Genomic DNA, 24,019 nt, shown 5'->3' on the forward strand with positions numbered 1-24,019 from the left:
GGGGCCTCCCTCAGGTGTCCGCCGTGGTCGCCCGGAGCATGCGTCGCTGCGTGATGGTCACGACCCCGATGAGGATCATGAACAGCAGCGACTCGGCGGCGGCGTAACCGAAGTCCGAGTTGGCGAACGTGGTGTAGATGCGGGTGGAGAGGATGTCCAGCGACGACTTCGGGGGGTTGCCGCCGAGGCCGAGGATCAGGTCGAACGCCTTGAACGACTGGATCGTGGTGTAGGCGACCACGATGGCCGTCGCGGGCGCGATCATCGGCCAGGTGATGTGCCGGAACTTCGCCCACCGGCCGGCGCCGTCGATGCCGGCGGCCTCGTAGAGCTCGACCGGGATGGACTGCAGACCGGCCACGAAGACCACCATCATCTGCCCGGCGTGGAACCAGACCTGGGTGATCGCCACCCAGTAGATCGCCTGGTCGTCGCCGAGGAACGACGAGCGCATCCCGCCCAGCCCGACGGCGTCCAGCGAGCGGTTGATCAGGCCGAAGTTCGGGTCGTAGACGAACTTCCAGATGAACGCCACCGACACCGAGGACAGGATGGTGGGGAAGAAGAACAGCGACCGAAGGATGACGCTGCCGCGGGAGTTGCGGGCCAGCAGGACGGCGAGCAGCAGCGACAGCGCGGTCTGCGCGATCACCACCACCAGCATGAACTTGAGGTTGTTGACCAGCGCGTTGCGGAACAGGTCGTCGCCGGTCAACGCCCGGGTGAAGTTGTCCAGGCCGACGACGTTGTAGCCGGCGCTGAAGCCGTCCCAGTCGGTGATCGCGTACTGCACGGCCTGCGCGGTGGGGATGGCGAAGAAGACGACCAGCAGGGCGACCGCCGGCAGCGGGAACAGGTAGAGGCCCGGGTGCACGCGGGTGGCCCGGCGGCGCGGCCGCCGGGCGGCGGGGCGCGAGGCGGTGGCGGCGCCCGGCCGCGCCGAGCCGCCGGTGATACCCGGCGGGTCGGCGCGTCCATGTGCGGTTCGTGGGGTCACGGCACTTACCTGCGCTGGTCGACGATCCGCTGGGCCTCCTCGGCCGCCTGCTGGGGTGCGGTGCCACCGACTACCTTGACGCAGGCGCCCTCGACGGCGTTGCGGATGTCCAGGTCGAGGAACTGGAACCGGGGGGCGAGCAGCGTCTTGCGGCTCAGCCAGGGCTGGGTGGCCTTGAGGTCGGCGTTGGTGTAGTCGACCCCCTTGACCGTCAGGTGCTGAGCGGTGGCGTTGGCGTAGGTGGCGGCGTTGGCCGGGTCGCTGAGGAAGTCCAGCCAGGCCAGCGCGGCCGGCTGCACGTCGGACTTGGCGTTGACCCCGAGGATGAACGTGGCGTTGTAGACGCCCTCGTTGCGAACCTTGTCCTTGCTGGTGGTGATCGGCGCGATGACGTTCATCGGAAACTTCGCCCCGAGCGCGCGGACCGCGGCGAGGTGGTAGCTGCCGGTGGCGAGCATCGCGGCCTTGCCGGTGGCGAAGAGCTGCTGCGCCGGTTCCACCGCCGTGCCGGTCGGGCTCGGCTGGAAGTACGGGCGGAGCTGGGCGTACTGGTCCAACGTCTTGAGGAACCAGTCATCGGTGCACTTCGCCTCGCCCTGCTCGATCTTCGTGCACATGTCGTCGGTGGGCGCGTTGTTGGACACCATCGAGTTGAACAGCTGGCCGGCGTTGCCCGGCTCACCACCCGGCCAGGCGATCGGTACCACGCCCTGGCCCTTGAGCTTCTCGCAGAGGGCGAGGAAGCCGTCCCAGTCGGCGGGCGGCTCGGACACGCCGGCCCGCTCGAAGATGTCGGCGTTGTACAGCGGCATCGGGAAGACCACCTGGTACGGCAGGCCGTACTGCTTGCCGCCCTGGGCGCCGGCCTGCAGCAGCCCCGGCTCGAACCGGTCGAGCATCGCGGAGCCGGACAGGTCGGTGTAGACCTGCGCCTTGACGAAGTTCTCGAACTGGGCGCCCCGGAACGTGGCGAAGGCGTCACCGACGTTGCCGCCGCGCAGCCGCTGCAACGCCTGGGCGTTGTAGTCGTTGGACGGCGCGATGTCCTGCGTGATCTTCGCCTCCGGGAACTTCGCGGTGAAGGCGGCCATCAGCTTGTCGAACGTCTCCCGGTCCTCGCCGCGCCAGTGGGCGAAGGAGACGTCGCCGGTCGGCTTGCCGGTCTGGACCGCCTTCGGCGCGCCGGAACCGCCACTGTCGCCGCCGGGGCCGGCGCAGGCGGCGGTGGCCGCGGCCACGCCGGTCAGTCCGAGCAGGCGAAACAGGTCACGGCGGCGGTAGGACGAACGGGGGTGGGTAGTCATGACTCATCTCCTCGGGACGGAGTCGTCACCATTCAACGACGGGGATGTTCAGCAGATCGGCGGCGGCCCGCAGCGCGGGTCGGACGTCCCGCCAGGCGAGCACGGTGTGGTGGGGGAAGCCGCCGGTGACCAGCCCGTGCACGAAAGCGGTGGCGTCGGTGTCGAGTCGGACATCGGCGGTGTTGCCTTGGAACCGGTTGACCGCCGGCAGGGACTCACCGGCGGCGATCAGGAGCCGCAGCCCGTCACCGGACGGCACCTCGGTCAGTCGTGCCATGATCACCGGGCCGGTGCGCAGGCTGAAGTTGCCCGCCACCCCGATCCGGCGGTTGCAGTGCACGTCCTGGGTCGCTCGGGCCGGGTCAGCGGCCAGGCTGGTCGCCGCGGATCCGCAGTGCCACAGTCGGACCACGTTGGCGGCGGCGTCGAGGTCGACGGTGTCGACCAGGTAGGTGGTGCCCGAGCCGAGCGCCTCCAGCAACAGCATCGTCACCGCGCCGTAGACGTCGCGCTCGCAGACGGTCGGGGTGCCCTCGTCGGCCAGGCGGGACAGCGACGAGCACGGGCACACGCCGAGCCGGGTGGGAAACTCCGGCCAGCAGCGGACCGCCACCGCGGCGAGGGAGTCCTGCGCGGTCCAGTCCCGCATCGCGCAGGTGACCCCGGCGTGCCGTGCCACCTCGGTGGGATCGAGGCCGGTGAGGCTGGGCCGGGCCGCGGTCACCGCCGCCAGCTCGGCCGCTCGCTGCGGCTCGCCGACCGCGCCGATCCGGTCGAAGGCGGCGTCCACGGTCAGCGGGGCGACGTCGAGGCCGAACAGGCGGTCCAGCAGGGCCGGGTCGTACTCGCTCGGGGTGAACCCGGGCGGCGCGTCGCCGAGCAGGCCGACGCGCCGCCCGCGCAGGGTGGCCAGGGCGCGCTCGGCGTCCGCGCGGTCGCCGCGTTCCCGGTGGCGGTCGGGTTGCGGCGGCGCCGGTGGCAGCTCACCGGCCAGCGCGCGGCGCAGCGCCTCGCGGACCTGCGGCTCGTCGGGGTCGCCGTAGAGCAGGCGCACCTGCGCACCGACGCCGACCAGCGCGTGGCCGAAGAGGTTGGCTCCGCACAACGAGTTGAGCCAGAGCCGGTCGCCGACCGGGCCGGGCTCCCGGAACGACCAGAGCAGCACCGGCCGGCCCAGGTCGCGGTAGAGCGCGAGCGCCGGGGTCGCGTCGGAGAACGAGGCACAGACGTTGATGACGAGGTCGGCGTCCGGGTCGACGAAGCGCGCCGCGCCGGCCACGTCCTCGGGGGTCATCACCAGGTCGGTCGGGCCGGTGACGGTGGCGCCGAGGTCGGTCAGCAGCGCTCGGGCCTGCTCCGCCCGCTGCCGGGCCACGTCGATCACGAAGGTCGGGCGGGCGGTCGGAACCATCACGACGCGGGGCATGGTCACCGCTCCCCCATCGCGGCGTCGACCACGTCGCCGAGGTGACGCAACCGCGTGACGGCGTGGGTGGCCAACTCGGTCTCCAGGTCGGTGGCGCCGATGCAGGACGCCCAGACGGCCCGTCCGGCCAGGAACCCGGAGGCGCCCTCGGCGCAGGCCAGCCGGACCGCCTCGGGGAAGACGTCCTGGGGCACCCCGGAGGAGAGCACCACCCAGGGGCTGGCCACGGTCTCGGTGATCCGCGCGCAGCGGCGCCGGATCTCGTCCGGGTCGCCCTGGCCGCGCAGCGGCACCTCGGCCTTGTACAGGTCGGCGCCGAGCGAGCCGAGTTCGGCGGCGGCGGCCAGCACGCCCTCGTCCCAGTCCCAGGCACGGCCGTCGAGCGGCCGGCGGGAAACGGGCTCGACGATGCTGATCAGGCCGGCGCGCCGGCATCGGTCGACGAACTCTTCCACCATCGCGATCCGGGGGCCGGGGTCGGTGTCGGGCCGGTAGAGCACCAGCAGTTTCTGGGCGACGGCGCCCTGGTTCCGGACCCGCTCGGGCACCACGTCGGGGTCGATGTCGACCTCGCCGACGAGCTCTCCATGGGCGGTGTGGAACCGGTCGGCGGCGGCGATGAGGGCGCAGCCGGGAGCGACCGCCCGCTCGGCGACCACCCGGTCGAAGGCGAACTGCCGGTCGACCAGCACGGCGGAGGCGTACGGGGTCAGGATGCGGGCCGCGGCGAGCTTGAAGGCGGTCACCTGTTCGTCGCTGACCGGCGCCGCCTGGTGCTCGGCGAACATGGCCCGCATCGCCTCGCGCTGGTCGATGGCGAGCATGGCGTACCCACCTGAGGGTCGGCGCAGCACGGACAGGTCCGGTGCGGTGGTGGGGCCTGAGCTCACAGGTTTTCCTCCTGTCGATCGGGAAGGACACCGTCCAGGGCGGACAGCACCTCTGCGTGGTTCGGGATGGCCGAGCGGCCGTCGATCCCACGGCAGGACAGCGCGGCGGCGACGTTGGCGTAGCGCAGGCACTGCGCCAGGGGCAGGTCGCGGACCCACGCCGCCAGCAGGGCGCCGTGGAAGACGTCCCCGGCGCCGAGCGTGCTCACCACGTCGATCGGCAGGCCGGCCGCCTCCGTCGGTGGGTGTCCGGCCCGGGCGGCCACCGATCCCCCGGCGCCCCGGGTGGCCACCACGGTCTTCGCGCCCTCGGCCAGCGCCCGGCCGAGCAGGTCGGCCACCGGCAGCGACCCGTAGCGGGCGGTCAGTGCCTCGACGGTGGGCACGTACAGGTCGACGTCGGCCAGCCGCAGGCCAGCGATCGGGTTGCCACCGTCGACCGAGATGCGGGGTCGGGCGGCGGCCGGGAGCCGGTCGAGCAGGGCCCGGGCCACCGGCCACCCGCGGTGGTCCACGTGCATCCAGGCGGCACCGGTGATCCGGTCCGGCAGCGCCGGGTCGTCGCCGAGGCTCAGGGGTGGCACCGGGCGGGTGCAGATGGCCCGGGTGGCCCGGGAGCGGTCGATGACCACGACGCTGGCCTGGGACGGCTGCCCGGGCACGACGCGTACCCCGGTGGTGTCCACGCCCTCGGCGCGCAGCCCGGCGACGATCCGCTCCCCCTCGTCGTCGTCGCCGACCGCCCCGACGAAGGCTGCCGGCACGCCCAGCCGGGCGGCGGCGACGGCGGCGGTGGCGGCCGGGCCGCCGCCGGCGTACCGGACGGCGGCGGCGACCTGGCGTTCGTCCGGCTCCGGGAAGTGATCGACGAGCGTGATCGCGTCGAAGGTGGCGGCGCCGACGAACACGATCGGGGGTGGTGACGTGCTACTCGCCATCCGGACCTCCGCGACGTGTTTCTGCTGGTCAAGGGCGGTAGGGTGACCGGCACCACCGCCTGCTGTGTTAAAAACAAAACATATGGGTGTTCGGAAGTCAACACCCAGGGGTAGGCTCAGCGACGATCCAGGGGGCGGCGTGGGCCGGCACAGGATCGGGGAGGTGGGATGACCAGAGCACGTACGGCGGAGCCCGGGGCACGCCGCGGCACACGCGACGGTCAATGCGTGCGAGGCTCGGCCGTAGAGTTGAAGTCCCCGCGGTCGCATCGGCGCCCGACGCGCCCGCCCCGGTCCACATGGCGGCCGCACGGGCCCGGCGCAGCAACGGAGACGACCGCGACGAGGAGAGGGCGGTGGCGGTGACGAGCGAAGTGGCCACGCCGACGAGCGCGGCGGCGCGGCGTCAGGCGATAATGCGACGCCTGCACACCACCGGCTTCGCCTCCATCACCGACCTGAGCCAGCTGTTCGGCGTCTCCGACATGACCATCCGACGCGACCTGAAGCGGTTGTCGGAGACCGGCGAGTTGCGGGTGGTCCACGGTGGAGCGAGCCTGCCGCACGGCACCCTGCGCACGGCCAGCTTCGCCAGCCGGGCCGGACAGGAGGCGGAGAGCAAACGACGCATCGCCGAACGCGCCGCGACCCTGATCGACCGCAACGCGACCGTCGCCGTCGACGCGGGCACCACCGCGTATGAGCTGGCCACCCACCTGCCACCCGGCTTCCAGGGCTCCGTCATCACCCACTCGATCCCCGTGCTGCAACACCTGCTCGGCCTACCCGACGTGCAGGTCGTGGCCCTCGGTGGGCAACTCCTCGCGGACAGCCAGGCGCTGGTCGGTGAGATCACCATCCGGTGCCTGGAGGGCCTGCACGCGGAGGTCTTCTTCCTGGCCGCCGCGGCCATCAACGCCGGTGGCATCTACGTCGCCGCCGACGTGGAACGCCCCACCAAGCGCGCCCTGATCGACATCTGCGACCGGGTGGTCGTCCTCGCCGACCACACCAAGTTCACCACCTCCGCCCCGATCCGACTGGTCACGTTCGACCTGGTCGACATGGTGGTGACCGACCAGCCACCACCGCCGGCGGTGGCCGACGCGCTGCGCGCGGCCGACGTGGAACTCGTCGTCTGCGACGACTGACGCAGGTCATCCCGCCGTTGCCGGAACCGGTCCTCGCCTGGCCCCGCCAGAGGCGATGTTGGTGCGACACTCCTGCGATGCTGATGTGGATCGGGCGAGGTGGCCTTGTTCGGTCTGAGCCTCCTGGGCGGCGGCAGCTGGATCGCGGTCGGCGTCGTCCGCCGCGTGCTTCAGCGCACATCCTGAGCTGACTGCTGGCCGCCGCACGCCTCGTGGGTCCGGCGAAGGCCTCAGCGGCGGCGCTTGCGCCCGTCGCGGTCGACGAGGCGGGAATAGTCCCGTATCAGGAGACTGCTCGCCTCTTGATACGCCCTGGCTCGCACCGCCGCGTTGGGAGACCTGGTGGCCGCGGCCGCGGCGTCCCAGCCCTCCCTGGCCGTGGCGCGTCCGGCGCCGTCGAGGGCGGTCCGGTACGCGGCCTCCCGCGCCCGCTGCCGCTCCCGCCACGGACTCAGCAGGTCGGCACCCCCGATCAGCCCGGCGAGCACGTATCCCACCGCCGCCAGCACGAGGAACACGATCGTCACCAGCTCACCAAAGGACGGCAGGCTCCCGTGGTCAGGGCGCACCAGGCGCTCATCCCGGTAGACCAGGTAATCGTGGGCGATCAGGCTGGATACGAGCAGGACGCCGCCGGCCATCGCCCCGACCGCGCGCGCGGCGCGCCGACGTGGAATCCAGGATGTCCGCGCCTTCAGCGCGGGACGGTACCCGGCGCCCAGGCGCGCGGCATGCACGGCCAAGCCGATGGCGACCAACGCGCCGGCCGCCATCGCCTGCCGCGTCAGGACCACCGCGAGGTCGGCGTCGTAGAGGCCGAAACTGAGCCATGCCACGACGACGACGGCGAGAGCCCAGCCGCCGGTGATCGTCACGGCGATCGCCATCGCACGTATCCGAGCGAACGGGCGCAGCCTGTCGGCCTCGGCAGCGGCCCACTCCTGCTTGAGCCGCGCCAGTTCGCGCTCCGCCTGCGCCACCAACTCCTGCTCGGCACGCAGACGCTGCTCCTCCGAGCGCTGCCGGCGCTCCTCGGCCCTGGCCGCGATGAGCACGTCCAGTTCAGCCTGCTTCACCATGAACGCGGGCCGATCAAGGACCCGGACGACACCCGGGTCGCGCAGGGGATGCCCGGTGGGTACATCGGCGGGAAGTTCGGCCGGGCGTCCGGCCACGACGATCCGCATCCCGGCCTCGGGCCGCGCGGGCAGCAGCCCGGCGATGCTGTACGACCGCGCCCCCTCGCGAACCCTGGAGTCCTGGTCCAACCCGTCCACCACCAGCACCAACCGCTGGCCCTGGCGCCGGCACGCGTGCGCCGCCCGCTTCAGCAGACCGAGCAGGTGTGCCTCGCGGGTAGCCCTGGTCAGGTGCGCGGGCATCGACTCGCCCAGCAGCTCGGCCAACTGTTCCATTACGACATCGACGAACCCGGCACGGTTGCTCTGCCCGGCGTGCCGGGTCGTGACGAAGAACGACACCACCCGCACACCCGGAGGAGGGTTCAGCACGAACCACGACATCAGTGTGGTCTTGCCGACGCCGGCATCAGCCTGCCACCACGCGTACGGGCGCTGTCTCGCGCCGGTGCAGAACTCGGTTATCTGCCGCAGTTCCTGCTCGCGGTCCTTCAGTTCGACGGGGGCGAGCGACCGCACCTGCTCCAGATACGCCGAACGCGCCAACGACCCGTACTGATGGAAGGTGTTGTTCTGGATGTTGTTGTTGCCGACCTGGAGGCCCCGGGCGTACGGTGCGTCGAGCGCCGGCCGGGCCGGATCGGGCTTGTCCATGTTGGCCATCGGTAGCCGGCCGTCAGTTGAACGTGTTGTGCTGGACGTTGTTGTCTCCGAGCTGGACTCCCTTGGCCTGTGACAGGTCCACCTGATACCTACCGGCCGACTCCACCTGGGCCAGCAATTCGCGCGCCATCGCCAGGATCCGCTCGTCGCGGTCGGCGCCGCTGTCGATGAGATCCTGACCGAGTCGCACCCGCCACACGCCGGGGTCACTGCTCTCAGCGTCGAGCGCTCGCACGGCATGCTCGCCGCGCCTGGCCAACGCGCGGCGCAAGGCTTCCCGCAGCGACGCGTAACCATCCTGGATCGCAGTGCCGGTCACCTCCGTGACACCTGCCGCCGCGCCGCCCGCCAACGCTGCCACGATCAGCTCCACCCCGGTCACCGCAACCTCCACTTCCCCGTACCGGTCCTGCCCGGCCCAAGCGCTAGCGAGTAGCACCCGCCCGCCACCCGATGGTGGCCCTCGTACTCAAACAGTTGCCGGTTTCCATCATCGGTGATCCGAGCCGTGCAACGCCATCACTACCTCGGCAACGGCCAGTCAACCCTGACAGGGGTACTCCCGTCCACGGCCATCGCATACCCCCGAGGGGTACGCTCCCTTGGGATCCATGACCACACCGACGCCGACCCCGATCCGGGGCTACACCGCCAGCGAGGACCGGCTGCTCGCGCGGCTACGCCGCGCCGAGGGGCAAGTCCGAGCATCGAAAGATGGTCGACGACGACCGGTACTGCATCGACGTCCTCACCCATCCAGGCAGCGCTGGACAAGGTGGCGCTCGGCCTGCTCGACGGGCACGCGCGCCACTGCATGCACGAAGGGGCCGCCGAGGGCCGGGCCGACGAGATGGCAACCGAGATGATGGTCGCCGTCGGCCGCCGGATGAAGCGCACCTGCCCCTGATCGCCGGCCTGCGTAGCCGGCCGTGACATCGGAGGACGGACGTTGTCGCCCCATATCAGGCGGCGACCGCCACTCCCCGTTGGCCACCTGTGGGGCGGTCGGCCATGACGGCCGGCCGCCCCACGGAGTTCATCGGATCGGTCAGCGTGCGGATGCCCGGTCAGCCGGGTCGGGCGTCGGGGTCACGACGGTTTCCGGGCGCGGCGCGGCGGTGCGCAGCGTGATCCCGGCGATGACAGCCGCCGCGGCAGCCACGATGCCGGCGCCGACGAAGGCGGCGGAGTAGCCGTCGGTCAGGGCCGGCACGTCGCCGAGCTGGCTGGCGCCGTAGGAGGCGGCGACCGCGGTCATGGCGGCCAGCCCGAGAGCCGAGCCGACCTGGTAGCTGGTGTTGACGATGCCCGAGGCCAGTCCGCCCTCCTCCGGCCGGGCGCTGGAGATCGCCGTGCCGAGGGACGGGATGAAGGCCAGGGACATGCCGAGCGCCGCCACGAGTGAGGCGGGCAGGACGTCCGCGACGAAGGTGCCGTCGGGCCGGATCAGGGCGAGCCACCCGAGGCCGGCAGCGAGGACCGCGAGTCCCGTCACGACCATCGGTTTGGGTCCGAACCGACCGATGGCCCGCGGCGCGATGGCGATCATTCCGACCATGATGAGGACTGTCATCGGCAGCAGCGCGGCACCACTGGGGAAGGCGCTGTAGCCGAGAACCTGCTGCAGGTACAGGTTCAGGTAGAACCACATCGGAATCCACGCCGCGCCGAGCAGCAGTTGCGCCACGTTCGCCGCGGCGAGGTTCGGCGTGCGGAAGATGGACAGCCGCATCAGCGGCTCGCGACGGGCCGCCTGGATGGCAACGAACGCCACCAGCGCCGCCACGGCACCGGCCAGCACCAGCCAGGTCTGAGCGGACGTCCAGCCGACCTCAGGAGCGCGGACGATGGCATACACCGCGCCACCGAGACCGGCAGTGACGGTCAGGGCACCGGCGACGTCGAGGGAGCCACGACGGGCGCCGCCCGCCGGCATCAGCGCCGGGGTCGCGAGGACGGCCAGCAGGGCGATGGGAATGTTGATGTAGAAGACCCACGGCCAGCTGACGTACTCCGTGATGACACCGCCGAGGAACACGCCGGCGGTGCCACCGGCGGGGGCGGCAGCTCCGTAGAGGGCCAGGGCTCGGGTGAGCTCCCGCGGCTCGGCGCCGAAGAGCATCATCAGCAGCGTCAACGCCGACGGCGCGATCAGGGCCGCCCCGGCACCCTGAATGGCGCGAGCAGCCAGCTCGACGGCGACGCCGTCGGCCAGGCCCGCCGCGGCCGAGCCGACCAAGAGAACCAGCCACCCGGCGACGAACATCCGGCGAGCGCCGAACAGATCCGACAGCCGGCCGCCGAGCAGCAGCAGGCCACCGAAGGCCACCACGTAGGCGTTGAACACCCAGGACAGATTCTCCGGCGAGAAGCCCAGATCCGTCTGCATCCGAGGCAGGGCGACGCCGATGATCGACGTGTCCATGATGACCATGAACTGGGCGAGCGCGATGAGGCCGAGGGCCCACCATCGCTTGTTTCCGTGCGACATCACAACCACTCCTCTATGCCCCTGGGGGGTATGGGTAGGTGGTGAAGGTGTACCCCCTAGGGGTATGCCGTGTCAAGTGATCGACGTCAACCACGAGCGGACATGGGGCTCCTTGTGTCCAATACCCCCTATGGGTAGTCTCTCGGAGAGATCGCAAGGCAGATCGGGACCAGGCACGCACGGCTTGGCGAGCACGGCCACAGCGAAGCCGGACCATGGGACGGCCCGGCGGTCCGGATGACCGGCGCAACCAGGGCCATCGATGAGCACCAGGCGCAGTGTCTGGTGACCGGCCCAGGCCAGGGCCCTACGCCAGGATTGCTGATTCTCACGTCGCCGCCGGCTGGGCCCGCTCCCGATCCACCTTGCAGCCCACCACGAGCAAGGGAGATCCGTCGAGGTCGATGTCACCCGCGGGGTGGTCAGCGTCATCAGCGACGTCCCGCTGGAGACCGCCGACATCCGCCGGGCGGTCGACCAGGCCGGCTACCAGTTGGCCAACTGACCGCCGGGGTCGGCCAAGTCGATCCCTCGCGGCAGACTGGGCCGACCCCGCCATCCCGCCGCCGCTTCCCGCCCCACGTTGACAGAGAGACGAGGTGTCGGCTGTCGGCCTCGCCACCACCACCGGAGCCCGTCAGTCCCGGTCCAGGGCCTGCGGGACTCGACTGTGTCGTGACGTCCCCTGCACGAACGCCCCGCTCGCCGCCTCGGTGGACCACCGCGACCGACCTTTACGACACGTGGAGGCGGACGGGCTGACAGCCGGCCCCGGTCAGCAGGTAGCCGGGTTCCCCGCTCCCGTTGGACTCATCTACCAGTCGGATGCCCGTGCCGTGTCGGGCAGGCGTCGACGGCGCGGTAACCTGGTCGTCCACCGCCAGCCGCGCTCCGGCCGCCCCGGTCGCACTCACCGTGCACGAGGGGCTCATCTACCTGACTACGGAGGACGGCCGGGTTTTGCGCAGCGCCGACACCGGCGCGCCATGGCAGCAGATGACGCCCTGAACCCAGTTGTCGGGGTACGGCCTGGAGTGCAGAGCTAGGTACAGCTGATCTTGCAGAGGTGCGCACTGTTTGTCCGTCGTCAGCGGGTGACTGAGGGTGAGGCTGCTCGGGTCGTGATCGGACCGGCGTGGGGCGGCTGGCGGTGGGGGCGTTGGATGAGCAGCGGTGGCTGGATGTGCGCCGGTTCCGGGCGTTGCACGAGGCTGGTGCGAGTGTCTCGGAGATCGCTCGTGAGACGGGCCTGAACTGGCGGACGGTGAAGAAGTACCTGGCTGCTGGTGGCGGTGAGGTGGTGCCGCCGGTTCGGGCGCGGCCGGCTCGTGGGCAGTTGATCGATGTGTTCGCGCATGTGGTCGATGCGTGGTTGCGGGCGGAGTTGCTGCTCAAGGGCACGGTGATCCATGAGCGTCTTGTCGAGCAGTACGGGTTCACCGGTAACTACCAGCGGGTGAAGTTGTATCTGCAGCAGGCCCGGCCGCGGATCGCTGCGGAGTTGGGGATCAGCCCGGATCAGCTGGCGGGGCTGCACCGCCGGTTCGAGGTCGTTCCGGGTGCGCAGGCGCAGGTGGACTGGGGCGACGAGGGCGGCATCCTGGCCCACGTCGGGATCCCGAAGGTGTACTCGTTCCACATGGTGCTGTCGTACTCGCGGGATCCGTTCTGCTGCTTCACCACCAGCCAGGACCTGGCCGCGTTCTGGGAGTGTCACCGGCGGGCGTTCGCGCACTTCGGCGGGGTCCCGGGGGTGATCGTCTATGACCGGACCAAGACCGTGGTCCGTCGGCACGTCGCCCCGGGTCAGGCGGTGCCGCTGCACCCGGAAGCGGTCGCGTTCGCCGGGCACTACGACTTCGACATCGATGTGCTGGCCGCCTACCGTCCGACCGGCAAAGGGCGGGTCGAACGGCAGGTCACCATCGTCCGTGATCATGTCCTGGCCGGGCGGGCGTTTGCGTCGCTGGCCGAACTCGACGCCACGTTCGTGGCCTGGGTGCCGCAGCGGCGGGCCGTGCGGCATCGCACCCACGGTGAGATCATCGGCGTGCGGGCGGTCCGTGACCACGCCGCGCTGCGACCGATCCCGGCCAGGGCGTATGTGGTCGCCGACCGGCATCTGCGGCACGTCGGCAAGGACTGCCTGGTCGCCTACGCCGGCAACCTCTACTCCGTGCCGGCCCGACGGGTCCGCCATCGCCAACTCGTGGAGATCCGGGCGACCGCCGCCACCATCACCATCCACGCCACCGTCGGCGGCCTGGACGGCGCCACGCTGCTGGCCACCCACCAGCGGGCCGTGGGCCGCGGCGCCCGCGTGGTCGATGAGAGCCACTGGGACGGTCTGCCCGACGGACACACCCGTGCCGTCACCACCGGCGACCCCGACAGCCCGCAGTCGACCACACGCCGACCCGCCCGCCTCGACGGGGGCCAGGGACCGCTGCAAGCCCTGCTCAACCGGGCTGCCGCCGCCCAGATCGCCGTCGAGGCCCGCCCGCTGTCGGTCTATGAGCAGATCGCTGCGGCCAGCCCGTTCACCAACCGACCACACCTGAAGGACGTCTCGAAGTGAGTGAGCTGGTCACCAACCGCATCCACGCCAGCGCCACCAAACTCGGCCTGCCTCACCTGGCCAAGACGCTGCAGGAGCTCACCGGTCGGGCCGACACCGAGGCCATGGGCTACCTGGAGTTCCTCGACCTCGTCCTGCAAGAGGAACTCGCCGTCCGCGACGAACGCCGCTTCCGCGCCGGGCTGCGCCTGTCGAAGCTGCCGCACCACAAGACCCTCGACGACTACGACTTCAGCTTCCAACCCGACCTGGACCCCCGCAAGGTCCGTGACCTCGCGACCCTCGCGTTCGTGCAGGCCAAAGCCAACGTCGCGTTCCTCGGCCCGCCGGGCGTCGGCAAGACCCACATCGCGGTGTCCCTCGCGGTCGCCGCCTGCCGAGCCGGGTTCACCGTCTACTTCACCACCCTCGACGACATGGTCCGCCACCTCACCGCCGCCGACGCGATCGGCCGGCTGGCCCGCAAGCTGCAGACCTACCTACGCCCCACCGTCCTGGTCATCGACGAAGTGGGCTATCAGCCCCTCGAACGGCCCGAGGCCAACCTCGTCTTCCAGGTGATCTCGAAACGCTACGAGAAGGGCTCCACCCTGCTCACGTCGAACAAGGGCTTCGGCGAATGGGGCCAAGTCTTCGGCGACGAGGTCCTGGCCACCGCCATCCTCGACCGGCTCCTGCACCACTGCGACGTCGTTCCCATCAACGGCCCCAGCTACCGACTCAAGAACCGCCTCACCGCCATCGAGAACGTCGCCTGATGCCCACCCCGGCCATCCCGGACGAACCTGCGACCACCAGCAACACCCATCACGACGACCTGCTGCAGCTCCTGCTTCAGATCTGCGAGGACTTCCTCGCCAACACCGGGCCGGCGACCCACCACGAGGTCGACATCCATCTCCGCGCCCGCGGCATCACCGGCGGACCCGGATGGCTCATCGACATGCTCGGCCTCACCCGCCTACGCCTGCAGAACGCAACCCACCGTGACGAACAAGGCGCCCACCACGACACCTGACCTCTGCAAGATCAGCCGTACTCACCTCTGCACTCCAACGAGTACCCCGACACCAGTCGCGACACCCGCCCAGCCGCGCGGCGGCCCGGCCGGAGCATCCCGACCGGGCCGCCGTTCGTGCGTGTGTCAGTGCTGTCCGGGGGTGAGCTTGACCCGGCGCAGCAGTTGGGCGTTCAGCGCCACCACGATGGTGGACGCGGACATCAGCACCGCACCGACCGCCGGGCTGAGCGTCACCCCGGCCCAGGCCAGCGCGCCGGCGGCGAGTGGGATCGCCACCACGTTGTATCCGGCGGCCCAGGCCAGATTCTGGACCATCTTGCGGTACGACGCCCGGGACAGCCGGATCACGCCAGTGACGCCGCGCGGATCCGACGAGGCCAGGATGACCCCGGCGGACTCGATCGCCACGTCGGTACCTGCGCCGATGGCCAGGCCGACGTCGGCGCGGGCCAGCGCGGGCGCGTCGTTGACGCCGTCACCGACCATCGCCACCGTCAGCCCCCGGGCCTGCAGGTCAGCCACCGCCCGGTCCTTGTCCGCGGGCAGCACCTCGGCGAACACCTCGTCGACCCCGGGCCGGAACCCCAGGTCCGCGGCGACCGCCTCGGCGACCGGGCGCGCGTCCCCGGTGATCATCACGATCTTCGCGACGCCCTGCTCGCGCAGGTCGGAGATGGCTTCCCGAGCCTCCGCACGGACCTCGTCCTCCAGCGCGAACGCGCCGACCGCGACCGGTTGGCCGGTCTCCGGCAGCCGGACCAGGTGCAGCACCGCCGCGCCGCGGGCCGACCACGCCTGCGTGGTGGTGGCCAGGTCCTCGGGAACCTGCGCACCGAGTTCCCGCAGCAGGGCGGGACCACCCACCGCCCAGGTGGTGCTGTCCACCACCGCTTGGACTCCGCGACCGGTCAGGGATCGGAAGTTCCCGGCGACCGCCCGCAGCCCCCGGTCCTGCGCGACCTTGACCAGCGCCTTGGCGAGCGGGTGCTCGCTGTCGGCCTCGACCGCGCCGGCGACGCGGAGCACCTCATCCTCGCTGACGCCGCTGGCGGCGGTCATGGCGGTGACGGTGTGGGCACCCTTGGTCAGGGTGCCGGTCTTGTCGAACAGCACGGCATCGACGGTGCGCATCCGCTCCAGGGCGAGGCGGTCCTTGACCAGGATGCCGGCCTTCGCCGACACCGCCGTGGACAGCGCGATCACCAGCGGGATGGCCAGCCCGAGGGCGTGCGGGCAGGCGATGACCAGGACCGTCACGGTCCGGACCACCGACTGGTCCAGGTCACCCAGGGCCCACCAGGCTGCGAAGGTGACCAGCGCGGCGGCGGTGGCGACGTAGAAGAGCATCGCGGCGAACCGGTCAGCCAGGACCTGCGCCCGGCCGCTGGAGGCCTGCGCCTGCGCCACCAGCCGACCGATGCCGGCCAGCGCGGTGTCCTCCCCGACCGCGTCGACCCGAACCCGCAGCGCGGAGTCGGTCGCCACCGTACCGGCCACGACCCGGTCCCCGACACCGCGGGACACCGGCCGCGACTCCCCGGTGATCATCGACTCGTCCAGTTCGGCGGACCCGTCGATGATCCGGCCGTCGGCAGGTATCCGGCCACCGGAGCGGACCAGGACCACGTCTGCCACCCGCAGCTCGCCCACCGGCACCCGGTGCACCGTGCCGTCGGCGTCGACCCGTTCGGCGTCGTCGGGCAGGAGCGCCGCCAGCGCGGCGAGTGCTCCCTGTGCCTGGCCGATCGCCTTCATCTCCTGCCAGTGCCCCAGCAGCATGATCGTGACGAGCGCGGCCAGCTCCCACCAGAAGTCCAGGTCGAACGCGCCGAGGCTGGTGGCCATCGAGGCGACGTAGGCCACCGCGATCGCCATCGAGATCAGCAGCATCATCCCCGGAGCCCGGTCGCGGACCTCGCGGACGCCGCCGACCAGGAACGGCCAGCCTCCGTAGAAGAAGACCACCGAGCCGAGCACCGGGCCGACCCAGCTCATGCCCGGGAAGTCCAGGGTGTAGCCGAACCAGTCCATCACCATGTGGCTGGTCGCCACGATCGGAACCGTCAGCGCCAGGCTGAGCCAGAACTTACGCCGGAACTGCTCCGGGTCGTGGCCCGCGTGCTTGTCATGGGCCCCGTGCCCGCCGGCGGATCCGTGCCCGGCGTGGTGGTGGCCACCCGTCGGCCCGGCACCGCCGTGATGCCCGTCGTGCGGTCCACCGACGTGGTGCTCGCCCACCGGCACGTGATGGCCCTGATGCCCCGCACCGGTCATGACCGTGCCATCGGCGTGGGTTGTGTGTTCGTGTCTCATGCCGTCCACCTCCGGCCAGCACCATATACCCCCTGGGGGTATACGACAAGTACGTCTGCCCCGAGGACCAACTCCTGCGTCGCACCGCGTCAGCGCCTCGGCCGGCATCACCTACGAATACCCCTACCCCCCAGCAGTAGGAACGCATGGAAGCCGCCTGCACGAGAGGTGGGAATGCTGCGGGTGTTTCACGGTTGCCGGCAGCGAGGCAGTCCTGGCCAGCCGCGCCCGCCGCCGGCAGCAACTACCCAATCGGGGATGGAAACTTCAAAACAGCCCTAACGGGGACGGTTACAGCGAGACTTCCTCATGACATCGCCACCGCGTCGACGACCGTCGACGCCGCTTCCGAGAACCGAGGAGGTGTCATGACGCCCGCCATCACGCGCCGTCGGCTGCTGGCCGGACTGGCAGGCGCGGCGGGACTGTCCGCAACCGCCGCCAGCGCCGCACGGGCCGCCGACTTCGTCGATCCTGGCTCGGCAGGCCCCGAGGACGACCTAGTGTCCCCCCTCGATGCCCGTCGCCGTCGTGACGCAGCCACGGTCACCACGACACTGAACCCCCGGCCGGTCACCATCGACCTGGGCGGGCCGCAGGTACGAACCTGGGGCTACGCCGACGACCTGCCCGGACCGCTGATCAGGGCCCGCGCCGGCGACCTGCTTCGGGTCGACGTGGTCAATGACCTGCCCGCCGGCACCAGCGTCCACTGGCACGGCGTCGCGCTGCGCAACGACATGGACGGTGTCCCCGGCCTCACCCAGGCGCCGATCATCCCTGCGGCCCGGCACCGCTACGAGTTCACCGTCCCCGACGCTGGCACCTACTTCTACCACCCGCACACCGGGCTGCAGCTCGACCGGGCGCTGTACGGAGTCCTCATCGTCGACGATCCGCACGATGCCGGCGACTACGACCACGAATGGATCGTGGTGCTCGACGACTGGGTCGATGGCACGGGCCGCACCCCGGACGACGTCCTCGCCGCCCTCACGGCGATGTCCGGCCACGATGGCGCACCGGGAATGGACCACGGCAGCGCGGGCCATACGCCGAGCATGGGCCACGGCGCCATGGACACCGGTGCCGGTGACGTCGGCGGCCACGGGGACATGGCGGGGATGGAAATGATGACCTCCCCGTTGCTCGGCGGCGCCGGCGACGTCGCCTACCCGCACTACCTGATCAACGGCCGCGTCCCCGCCGCACCGGTCACCTTCCGCGCCCGACCACGGCAGCGAGCGCGGATCCGGCTGATCAACGCAGGCTCCGACACGGCCTTCCGGGTCGCGCTCGCCGGGCACCGGATGACGGTCACCCACACCGACGGCTTCCCGGTCACCTCGACGACGACCGACGCGCTCGTGCTCGGTATGGGCGAGCGTGCCGACGTCGTCGTGGAGCTCACCGCCGGGGTGTTTCCGCTGGTAGCTGCCGCCGAGGGAAAGACCGGGCAGGCCCTCGCCCTGATCCGCACCTGTCCGGGCGACCCCGCTCCGGTCACGGCCCGGCTCGCCGAGTTGGACCGGCGCGTACTGCTCACCCACACGTTGCCCGCCGCCGACAGCGCGGCGCTTACCGGCCGGCGACCCGACCGGGTGCACCGGCTGATGCTGGACGGGTCGATGGCCCCCTACCGCTGGACGATCAACGGCGTCACCTTCGATGAGGCCGACCCGCTCCTGGTCGAGCCCGGGGAGCGGGTGCGGCTGGAATTCGTCAACCGCACGACGATGTTCCATCCCATGCATCTGCACGGGCACACGTTCGCGGTGACCGGCAGCGGCACCCGCAAGGACACCGTCATCGTCACCCCGGACCGGACCGTTGCCGTTGACTTCGACGCCACCAACCCCGGCAGGTGGATGACCCACTGCCACAACGTCTACCACGGTCAAGCCGGCATGATGGCAACGCTGGCATACCACCAGTAGCGCGATCACTGATCGTCGGCAGCCTTACGGCCCGCTCACCACACCACTCCCCCAGCGACCGGCGAGGTCCGCGGTACGGCACCCGGCCGGTGCGCACCCGACTCCACCGCGACCAGTGACGCCCACCGACTCTCTCGACGAGGCGCCGGACAGCAGGTGAGTGCGGCCGCAGGTGGGGTACGCGAAGGTTCGCCCGCTCAAGCGTCTCCGGAACTGGCGCGGCCGTCGCGCAGCACCGCTGAGAGGACATGCCATGCACGGCAACGGTTGGGTCTGGCCGATGGGCGTGATGCTGATCGGCTGGCTGGTACTGGCACTGATCGTTGCGGGCGGGGTGTGGCTCGCCGCCGGCTACGGCCGCCGCCCGGCGTCGGATGGCCAGGACTCTGCACGGCGCATTCTGGGCGAGCGCTACGCACGGGGCGAACTCGACACGGAGGAGTACCACCGGCGCTTGAACGCGCTGCGGTGACATGTCTGGGTCAACCAGGACACGAGCACCCAGACGGTCCACGGTGGCGCGCTGCGTCTGCCGCTCGAACGGCTCGACGCGGTGCTGTTCGACCTCGATGTGGTGCTTCGCAGCCACCGGCCTGGCGCCTTGGCAGGCACCCTCGACCTGGCCGAACGCGGTCACCCTCCGATGACCATCAGCAGCGGGAAGACGCTGGCGGTGCCGCTGAGACCCGCGCCCTCGGTGCGAGCAGAGGCCGACTGACCGCTACTCGCAGGCTCTGGACAGCCCTCGCCAGGATGCCGGCCCGTCATCCGCCGTCGGTGGCCGGAGTGCTCGGTGCTGGTCGGTGTTGGCGATGGATCCGTACCACTGTCCTCGACCGGTACCCCCGCGGGTAGGGACCACCAGCCCCCGGGTCAGGGTCCTTGCGCCATACCCGGCGGGGGTAACAGGCGGCAGTGTTGGCAGTAGCCCCACGAAGAGGAGACGGTGACGAGACGCCAGCAGCTGCCGCTCTACCCCATAGCGCTGGCCATCCTGGTCATCGGCGCGCTCGCAGTCGGCGTACCCGCCAGTTCCCTGGCGATCGGTCTGCTCGTCCTCGCCTGCCCGTCTGCCGCCGTCGTCTCCACGCTGCCGGCCGCGGTGCCGCTCGGTGAGCGGCGATCATCGCAGCTTCCGCAGTACACATATGAAGAGGAGTGAGTGTTATGCACGGGATCGGATGGATGTGGCCGATGGGCGGCATGATGGTCGGCTGGCCGGTGCTGATCGCGGCTCTGGGTGTGGTGGTGTGGCTGGCCGCCAGCCGCAGCCACCCGAGCGGAACTGGCGACAGCTTCGGTTCCGCCCGCCGGATCCTCGCCGAACGCTACGCCCGAGGCGAGATCGACACCGACGAGTACGAGCAGCGGCTCGGCGCGCTACGCTGACCTGCCTCAGAACCCGACGCGTCCCGGGTCCCGACAGACCTCGGGACGCGTCGGTATGGCCAGCTCACAGCCGAGAAAGCCGTGCGCAGCGGTCACGAGTGTTGGCGTCGTGCGGCGGATGGCACCGTCCGGTCGCCGCGAACGGCGCCTCGTCGGCGCAGACTCAGCCGGCGAGTGCGTGTTCGAGGATGTCCGCGAGGAGCGCCGCGCCGGTGGCGTCGGGGTCGAGATCCGGGTCGTACACCGTCAGCTGGAAGCCCACGCACCGCGGTGAAGCCGCCAGGGTACGCAGCAGCCGGCTCACCTCGTCGGCGGTCAACCCGTTCGGGTCCGGGCTGTCGACCGCGGGCATGATCGACGGATCGAGGACGTCGGCGTCCAGGTGTACCCAGAAGCCGTCCAGCTCCCGCGACTCAAGCCTGCTCAGTGCCATCCGTGCGACGGCCTCGGCACCGTCTCGCCGGATGTCCTCGACGACGGCGTACTGGATGTTCAGTCCGGCCAGCTCGTCCCGGTCCTCCTCGTCGTCGCGGATGCCGAGGATCGACACGTCCTCGTCTCGCACGTACGGCCCCAGGCCGTCGATGTCCGTGAGGTCGCGCTGGCCGCGTCCGGTCACCAGGGCGAGATCCTCGCCGGCGGCGGCACCGATCCCGTCCGAGTTGCCGGCGTGGCGGAAGTCGGAGTGCCCGTCAAGGAAGGCCAGCCCGTGCCGGCCGGTGCGGCGCAGCGCGAGCGCCGCTCCCAGCAGGATGCTGCAGTCCCCGCCGAGCACCACCGGGAACTCCCCGTTGTGGAGGTGGATCTCCAGGCGGTCCGCGAGCCGGCGGCTGTAGGCCGCCATCGCCGGGGCGTTGAAAACGCCGTCACCGGGCTTCCAGTCGCCTCGGTCGTATCGGGGCGGCACCACGACGCCACCTTCGCTCGCGCCCAGACGCTCCAGGAGTCGCTGATCGCGTAGTGCGCCGGCGAGCTTGTAACAACCGGGGACCACGCCGGGGAGGGGCGGGCGCAGGCCGAGGTTGGAGGGGGCATCGAGGAGAAACATCCTGCGCATGGGGCAAGCCTCGCACATGGTGGTGGGATGGACCCGGTGGTGACGGCACGGCCGCGGATCAGCCGTGCTGCGCCTGCCTCCTGGCTCGGATGGTGCGCAGCATCCGCGCGTCCTGAAACCCGACCTCACGGGCTGCGGCATCCGCAGTCGCCCCACGACCGATCAGGTGCTCGGCCCTCTCCAGCCGCAGGATCTGCTGGTATGCCAAGGGTGTGGTGCCGGTCGCCCGCCGGAACAGGCGGGTGACGGACCGTTCGCTGCATCCGGCCACATCCGCGAGCAGACGCAACGGTAGCCGCTCGGTGAACCGGGTGTCGATCAGGTCCTGGATGCGGTGCACCGCTTCGTCGACGTGCGACCGGTGGCGAAGAATCGGGCTCAGCTGCGGATCGCCGCCCTCGCGACCGACGTAGACGACCATGGCCCGCGCGATGCTGGCGGCCACGGCCGGCCCGTGGCGGACGCCGACCAGGTGCAGGGCGAGGTCCGCAGCGCTGGCCACACCGGCGCAGGTGACGACCCGGTCGTCCGACACGTAGAGGACGTCCCGCACGACCGTCGTCCGCGGGTAGGCGCGGGCGAGTTCGTCCTGGATCGCGTGGTGGGTGGTGCAGCGCCGCCCGTCGAGCAGGCCCGCCCGACCGAGGGCATCGGCTCCGGCGCAGATGCTGACCACCGTTCCGCCGGCTGCGTGGTGCTCACGCAGCCGGCGGGCGTTCGCGGCGCTGATCACCCGGCCGGGTCCACGCCAGCCCGGTACGACGACCAGGTCGTCGGCGGCGAGGGGTGGCCAGTCGACGTCGACGTTCAGGGACAGCCCCTGCACGCTGGGCACCTCGGCGTCGTCCGAGACGTAGTGGAGCCGGTAGTCGTGGCCCAGATCGGTGGCGATCGAGAACACCTGAGCCGGCGCAGCCACCTCCAGCAGATGCACCGAGGGGACGAGGACGAAGGCGACGCGGGGCATGGCAGGTTCAGTGTATGGACGTGCCGGTCAGGTCATCCACCGTACGGATGGTCGCGAACCGCCCGGACAGCGCGTACCGGGTGCGCTCGATGATCTCCCGTACCCCAAGGGTGGGCCCGCCGTCCTCGTCGGGGATGGGGCAGGTGGCCGTCGCGTCGATGGCGAAGGTGACGTCGAAGCCCATGTCGGCGGCCAGGCGGGTGGTCGTCTCGCAGCACTGCTCGGTCTTGATACCGCAGACCGTCAGCTCACGGATGCCCCGCCGGGTCAGCGTCTGATGGAGGTTGGTGGTGGTGAACGCGTTGTGGGCGGACTTGACCAACACCGGCTCGTCGGGCGCCGGGCTCAGGCCGTCCATCAACCGGACGTACCCCCGGGCGGGATCGAAGACGGTACCCGAACCGGGGCGTCCCCCGAGAACCCAGACGACGAGGTCGTCCTCCGCCCTGGCCAGGTCCACCAGACGGTTGACCTGCCCGACGATATCGGGCTCGGAGACCAGATCCCAGTCGGGAAGCTGGCGAAACGACTCCTGCACATCGATGACCAACAGTGCTCTGTTCATACGACCAGCGTGCAACCTCCCGCTGCCCGGCCGAAGACGGGAAATGGCCAGCTTGCGGATCGATCCGGACAACCGCTGGGCCGAGCCTTCCGATGTCCTCGAGAGCAGCCCGGGCCGGGCCGACTAACGTGGCGTGCCCTGGTGTGACGCAAGGGTGAGGGCGAAGCCGTGGCCCGCCAGTTCGGTGAGGAACTCGACCGGGTCGACCACCTCCTCGGTGTGCCGGACGCCAGCGGACATCCCGGGCAGCCGCTGGATGAGCAGTGCGGCGGCCAGCCCGGTCGCCCGGCTCTGCCGATGCCCGCTGAACGCCGCCGTGGCGGCACCGGCCTGGACCGCCACCGCGAACGCCTCACTGCCGAAATGGATGCGAGTGAGTGCGGCCAGCAGGGCCGCCCGGGTGCCGCGGTGCCGAAGCACCCGGCCGAGGACCGGCCACCGCGCCGCCGCCAGCAGCGTCGTGAGCGCACGGGAGTCCCCGCACAGCCCGGTGCGCGCCCGGGCCACGCCGAGGGTGCCGGGCAGGGTGTACTGGTCGGAGAACGGCATCCGGTACACGGTGCGACGGCCGTACCCCGGGAAGTCCATGGCCCAGGCGCCGGACAGTTGACCCAACCCGTCCAGCGTCCACCGGAGGGCCGCCGGCCCGTGCCGCTCGCCTGCGCCGGCCATGATGCCGATACGTACCTCATCGGCGCCCGAGTGGGCGACGCAGTGGGCCGCCAGCAGGTTCGTCACGCCAGGGGCCAGACCGACACTGAGCACCGCCGTGGCATGGTGAGCCCGGGCCAGCGCGTCGAGGTCGGCCAACTGGGCGAGGACCGGGGCGCTCGCGGTGACGTCGAGGTAGTGGATGCCCCGTTCCAGGCAGGCGCGCGCCAGCGGGACGTTGTTCACCTCGGCGCACATGAGCACCGCGTCGGCACCATCGAGCAGGTGGGCCATGCCTTGCGGATCGGCGACGTCCACCCGCACGGCCGTGGTTCCGTGCACGGGTGGAGCCGCGGCCGGGTTCCGCCCCGCCACCACGACGGTCGTCTCGGCCAGCTCACGGACGAGTGCGCTGGCAGCTTCGCGGCCAACCGCGCCGTACCCGCCGACGATGACGATCTTGTTCATGTTGTCTCCTCCAGGTCGCGCCATCGTCCGCCCCTCGGGTGTCGCCGCTGGGTGGGTCCGGAGGCCGACCAACG

The 24,019-nt window shown here is 71.0% G+C and carries 21 protein-coding genes and 1 pseudogene; 9 read left to right on the plus strand and 13 right to left on the minus strand.

Annotated features, from left to right (window positions below; all coding sequences use genetic code 11):
• Nucleotides 1-10: 10 nt before the first annotated feature.
• Genes FHX32_RS19315 through FHX32_RS19335 form a run of 5 tightly spaced genes read right to left on the minus strand, consistent with a single transcriptional unit; the run spans nucleotide 11 to nucleotide 5,555 of the window.
• Nucleotides 11-997, minus strand: coding sequence for a carbohydrate ABC transporter permease (locus FHX32_RS19315; protein WP_486481194.1), 987 nt, complete (start codon nucleotides 995-997; stop codon nucleotides 11-13).
• A gap of 5 nt (nucleotides 998-1,002) precedes the next feature.
• Nucleotides 1,003-2,301, minus strand: a complete 1,299-nt coding sequence (locus FHX32_RS19320) for an extracellular solute-binding protein (RefSeq protein WP_167184836.1) — start codon at nucleotides 2,299-2,301, stop codon at nucleotides 1,003-1,005.
• Between the two features lie 25 nt (nucleotides 2,302-2,326).
• Nucleotides 2,327-3,727: a hypothetical protein gene (locus FHX32_RS19325; RefSeq protein ID WP_167184838.1), complete on the minus strand. Its 1,401-nt coding sequence runs from the start codon at nucleotides 3,725-3,727 to the stop codon at nucleotides 2,327-2,329.
• A gap of 2 nt (nucleotides 3,728-3,729) precedes the next feature.
• Entirely contained in the window at nucleotides 3,730-4,617 is an 888-nt protein-coding gene (locus FHX32_RS19330) for a hypothetical protein (RefSeq protein WP_208418882.1), read from the minus strand.
• The gene (locus FHX32_RS19335; protein ID WP_167184840.1) at nucleotides 4,614-5,555 is read right to left on the minus strand and encodes a PfkB family carbohydrate kinase; all 942 of its coding nucleotides are present in this window, start codon (nucleotides 5,553-5,555) and stop codon (nucleotides 4,614-4,616) included. Before FHX32_RS19335 ends, FHX32_RS19330 begins: the two co-directional genes overlap by 4 nt.
• Before the next feature lie 356 nt (nucleotides 5,556-5,911).
• Here FHX32_RS19335 and FHX32_RS19340 point away from each other — a divergent pair, with 356 nt between their 5' ends.
• A complete protein-coding gene (locus FHX32_RS19340; protein ID WP_167184844.1) occupies nucleotides 5,912-6,706 on the plus strand; it encodes a DeoR/GlpR family DNA-binding transcription regulator in 795 nt (264 codons plus the stop codon).
• A gap of 230 nt (nucleotides 6,707-6,936) precedes the next feature.
• Here FHX32_RS19340 and FHX32_RS19345 read toward each other — a convergent pair whose 3' ends face one another.
• Both FHX32_RS19345 and FHX32_RS19350 read right to left on the minus strand, forming a co-directional pair.
• Complete coding sequence (locus FHX32_RS19345) at nucleotides 6,937-8,499, minus strand: P-loop domain-containing protein (RefSeq protein ID WP_167184847.1); 1,563 nt, start codon at nucleotides 8,497-8,499, stop codon at nucleotides 6,937-6,939.
• 22 nt (nucleotides 8,500-8,521) lie between these two features.
• Nucleotides 8,522-8,890, minus strand: coding sequence for a hypothetical protein (locus FHX32_RS19350; protein ID WP_167184849.1), 369 nt, complete (start codon nucleotides 8,888-8,890; stop codon nucleotides 8,522-8,524).
• Between the two features lie 229 nt (nucleotides 8,891-9,119).
• On the opposite strand from FHX32_RS19350, the pseudogene FHX32_RS19355 reads away from it, so the two are divergent.
• Nucleotides 9,120-9,415, plus strand: a pseudogene (locus tag FHX32_RS19355) (metal-sensitive transcriptional regulator).
• A 141-nt stretch (nucleotides 9,416-9,556) separates the two neighbouring features.
• Here FHX32_RS19355 and FHX32_RS19360 read toward each other — a convergent pair.
• Nucleotides 9,557-10,999: an MFS transporter gene (locus FHX32_RS19360; protein ID WP_167184852.1), complete on the minus strand. Its 1,443-nt coding sequence runs from the start codon at nucleotides 10,997-10,999 to the stop codon at nucleotides 9,557-9,559.
• A 1,150-nt stretch (nucleotides 11,000-12,149) separates the two neighbouring features.
• Here FHX32_RS19360 and istA point away from each other — a divergent pair.
• From istA to FHX32_RS19375, 3 genes are read left to right on the plus strand one after another with little or no spacing between them, the layout of a single operon-like run.
• Complete coding sequence (istA, locus tag FHX32_RS19365; RefSeq protein ID WP_486481242.1) at nucleotides 12,150-13,577, plus strand: IS21 family transposase; 1,428 nt, start codon at nucleotides 12,150-12,152, stop codon at nucleotides 13,575-13,577.
• On the plus strand, nucleotides 13,574-14,335 hold the full coding sequence (gene istB, locus FHX32_RS19370) for an IS21-like element helper ATPase IstB (protein ID WP_109906332.1): 762 nt from the start codon (nucleotides 13,574-13,576) through the stop codon (nucleotides 14,333-14,335). The genes istA and istB overlap by 4 nt, the downstream gene beginning before the upstream one ends.
• Nucleotides 14,335-14,595 (plus strand): hypothetical protein, encoded by a 261-nt coding sequence (locus tag FHX32_RS19375; RefSeq protein ID WP_167184858.1) that lies wholly within the window; start codon nucleotides 14,335-14,337, stop codon nucleotides 14,593-14,595. Before istB ends, FHX32_RS19375 begins: the two co-directional genes overlap by 1 nt.
• A gap of 126 nt (nucleotides 14,596-14,721) precedes the next feature.
• On the opposite strand, the gene FHX32_RS19380 is transcribed toward FHX32_RS19375, so the two are convergent.
• The gene (locus FHX32_RS19380; RefSeq protein ID WP_486481195.1) at nucleotides 14,722-16,911 is read right to left on the minus strand and encodes a heavy metal translocating P-type ATPase; all 2,190 of its coding nucleotides are present in this window, start codon (nucleotides 16,909-16,911) and stop codon (nucleotides 14,722-14,724) included.
• Nucleotides 16,912-17,279: 368 nt separating this feature from the next.
• Here FHX32_RS19380 and FHX32_RS19385 point away from each other — a divergent pair, with 368 nt between their 5' ends.
• The 4 genes from FHX32_RS19385 (at nucleotide 17,280) to FHX32_RS19400 (ending at nucleotide 20,237) form a co-directional block, all read left to right on the plus strand.
• A complete protein-coding gene (locus FHX32_RS19385) occupies nucleotides 17,280-18,848 on the plus strand; it encodes a multicopper oxidase family protein (protein ID WP_167186247.1) in 1,569 nt (522 codons plus the stop codon).
• Between the two features lie 253 nt (nucleotides 18,849-19,101).
• On the plus strand, nucleotides 19,102-19,320 hold the full coding sequence (locus tag FHX32_RS19390) for an SHOCT domain-containing protein (RefSeq protein WP_167184860.1): 219 nt from the start codon (nucleotides 19,102-19,104) through the stop codon (nucleotides 19,318-19,320).
• Nucleotides 19,321-19,794: 474 nt separating this feature from the next.
• Nucleotides 19,795-20,010, plus strand: coding sequence for a hypothetical protein (locus FHX32_RS19395; RefSeq protein ID WP_167184863.1), 216 nt, complete (start codon nucleotides 19,795-19,797; stop codon nucleotides 20,008-20,010).
• A gap of 5 nt (nucleotides 20,011-20,015) precedes the next feature.
• Nucleotides 20,016-20,237, plus strand: a complete 222-nt coding sequence (locus FHX32_RS19400; protein ID WP_167184866.1) for an SHOCT domain-containing protein — start codon at nucleotides 20,016-20,018, stop codon at nucleotides 20,235-20,237.
• A gap of 163 nt (nucleotides 20,238-20,400) precedes the next feature.
• Here FHX32_RS19400 and FHX32_RS19405 read toward each other — a convergent pair whose 3' ends face one another.
• From FHX32_RS19405 to FHX32_RS19420, 4 genes are all read right to left on the minus strand, one after another.
• Nucleotides 20,401-21,294 (minus strand): arginase family protein, encoded by an 894-nt coding sequence (locus FHX32_RS19405; RefSeq protein WP_167184869.1) that lies wholly within the window; start codon nucleotides 21,292-21,294, stop codon nucleotides 20,401-20,403.
• A 58-nt stretch (nucleotides 21,295-21,352) separates the two neighbouring features.
• Nucleotides 21,353-22,261, minus strand: a complete 909-nt coding sequence (locus FHX32_RS19410; protein WP_167184872.1) for a DJ-1/PfpI family protein — start codon at nucleotides 22,259-22,261, stop codon at nucleotides 21,353-21,355.
• Between the two features lie 7 nt (nucleotides 22,262-22,268).
• Complete coding sequence (locus tag FHX32_RS19415; RefSeq protein WP_167184875.1) at nucleotides 22,269-22,826, minus strand: isochorismatase family protein; 558 nt, start codon at nucleotides 22,824-22,826, stop codon at nucleotides 22,269-22,271.
• Nucleotides 22,827-22,949: 123 nt separating this feature from the next.
• Nucleotides 22,950-23,945 (minus strand): saccharopine dehydrogenase NADP-binding domain-containing protein, encoded by a 996-nt coding sequence (locus FHX32_RS19420; protein WP_167184878.1) that lies wholly within the window; start codon nucleotides 23,943-23,945, stop codon nucleotides 22,950-22,952.
• Nucleotides 23,946-24,019: the final 74 nt, after the last annotated feature.

This window comes from Micromonospora sp. CNZ280 (assembly GCF_011759515.1).

What these genes read in the sequence shown, in the direction of transcription:
- FHX32_RS19400 (WP_167184866.1), top strand. Translation starts at nt 20,016, where the DNA reads ATGCACGGGATCGGATGGATGTGGCCGATGGGCGGCATGATGGTCGGC.
- FHX32_RS19320 (WP_167184836.1), bottom strand. Translation starts at nt 2,301, where the DNA reads ATGACTACCCACCCCCGTTCGTCCTACCGCCGCCGTGACCTGTTTCGC.
- FHX32_RS19380 (WP_486481195.1), bottom strand. Translation starts at nt 16,911, where the DNA reads ATGAGACACGAACACACAACCCACGCCGATGGCACGGTCATGACCGGT.
- FHX32_RS19325 (WP_167184838.1), bottom strand. Translation starts at nt 3,727, where the DNA reads ATGCCCCGCGTCGTGATGGTTCCGACCGCCCGCCCGACCTTCGTGATC.
- FHX32_RS19415 (WP_167184875.1), bottom strand. Translation starts at nt 22,826, where the DNA reads ATGAACAGAGCACTGTTGGTCATCGATGTGCAGGAGTCGTTTCGCCAG.
- FHX32_RS19375 (WP_167184858.1), top strand. Translation starts at nt 14,335, where the DNA reads ATGCCCACCCCGGCCATCCCGGACGAACCTGCGACCACCAGCAACACC.
- FHX32_RS19405 (WP_167184869.1), bottom strand. Translation starts at nt 21,294, where the DNA reads ATGCGCAGGATGTTTCTCCTCGATGCCCCCTCCAACCTCGGCCTGCGC.
- FHX32_RS19385 (WP_167186247.1), top strand. Translation starts at nt 17,280, where the DNA reads ATGACGCCCGCCATCACGCGCCGTCGGCTGCTGGCCGGACTGGCAGGC.
- FHX32_RS19360 (WP_167184852.1), bottom strand. Translation starts at nt 10,999, where the DNA reads ATGTCGCACGGAAACAAGCGATGGTGGGCCCTCGGCCTCATCGCGCTC.
- FHX32_RS19410 (WP_167184872.1), bottom strand. Translation starts at nt 22,261, where the DNA reads ATGCCCCGCGTCGCCTTCGTCCTCGTCCCCTCGGTGCATCTGCTGGAG.
- FHX32_RS19345 (WP_167184847.1), bottom strand. Translation starts at nt 8,499, where the DNA reads ATGGACAAGCCCGATCCGGCCCGGCCGGCGCTCGACGCACCGTACGCC.
- FHX32_RS19390 (WP_167184860.1), top strand. Translation starts at nt 19,102, where the DNA reads ATGCACGGCAACGGTTGGGTCTGGCCGATGGGCGTGATGCTGATCGGC.
- FHX32_RS19420 (WP_167184878.1), bottom strand. Translation starts at nt 23,945, where the DNA reads ATGAACAAGATCGTCATCGTCGGCGGGTACGGCGCGGTTGGCCGCGAA.
- FHX32_RS19335 (WP_167184840.1), bottom strand. Translation starts at nt 5,555, where the DNA reads ATGGCGAGTAGCACGTCACCACCCCCGATCGTGTTCGTCGGCGCCGCC.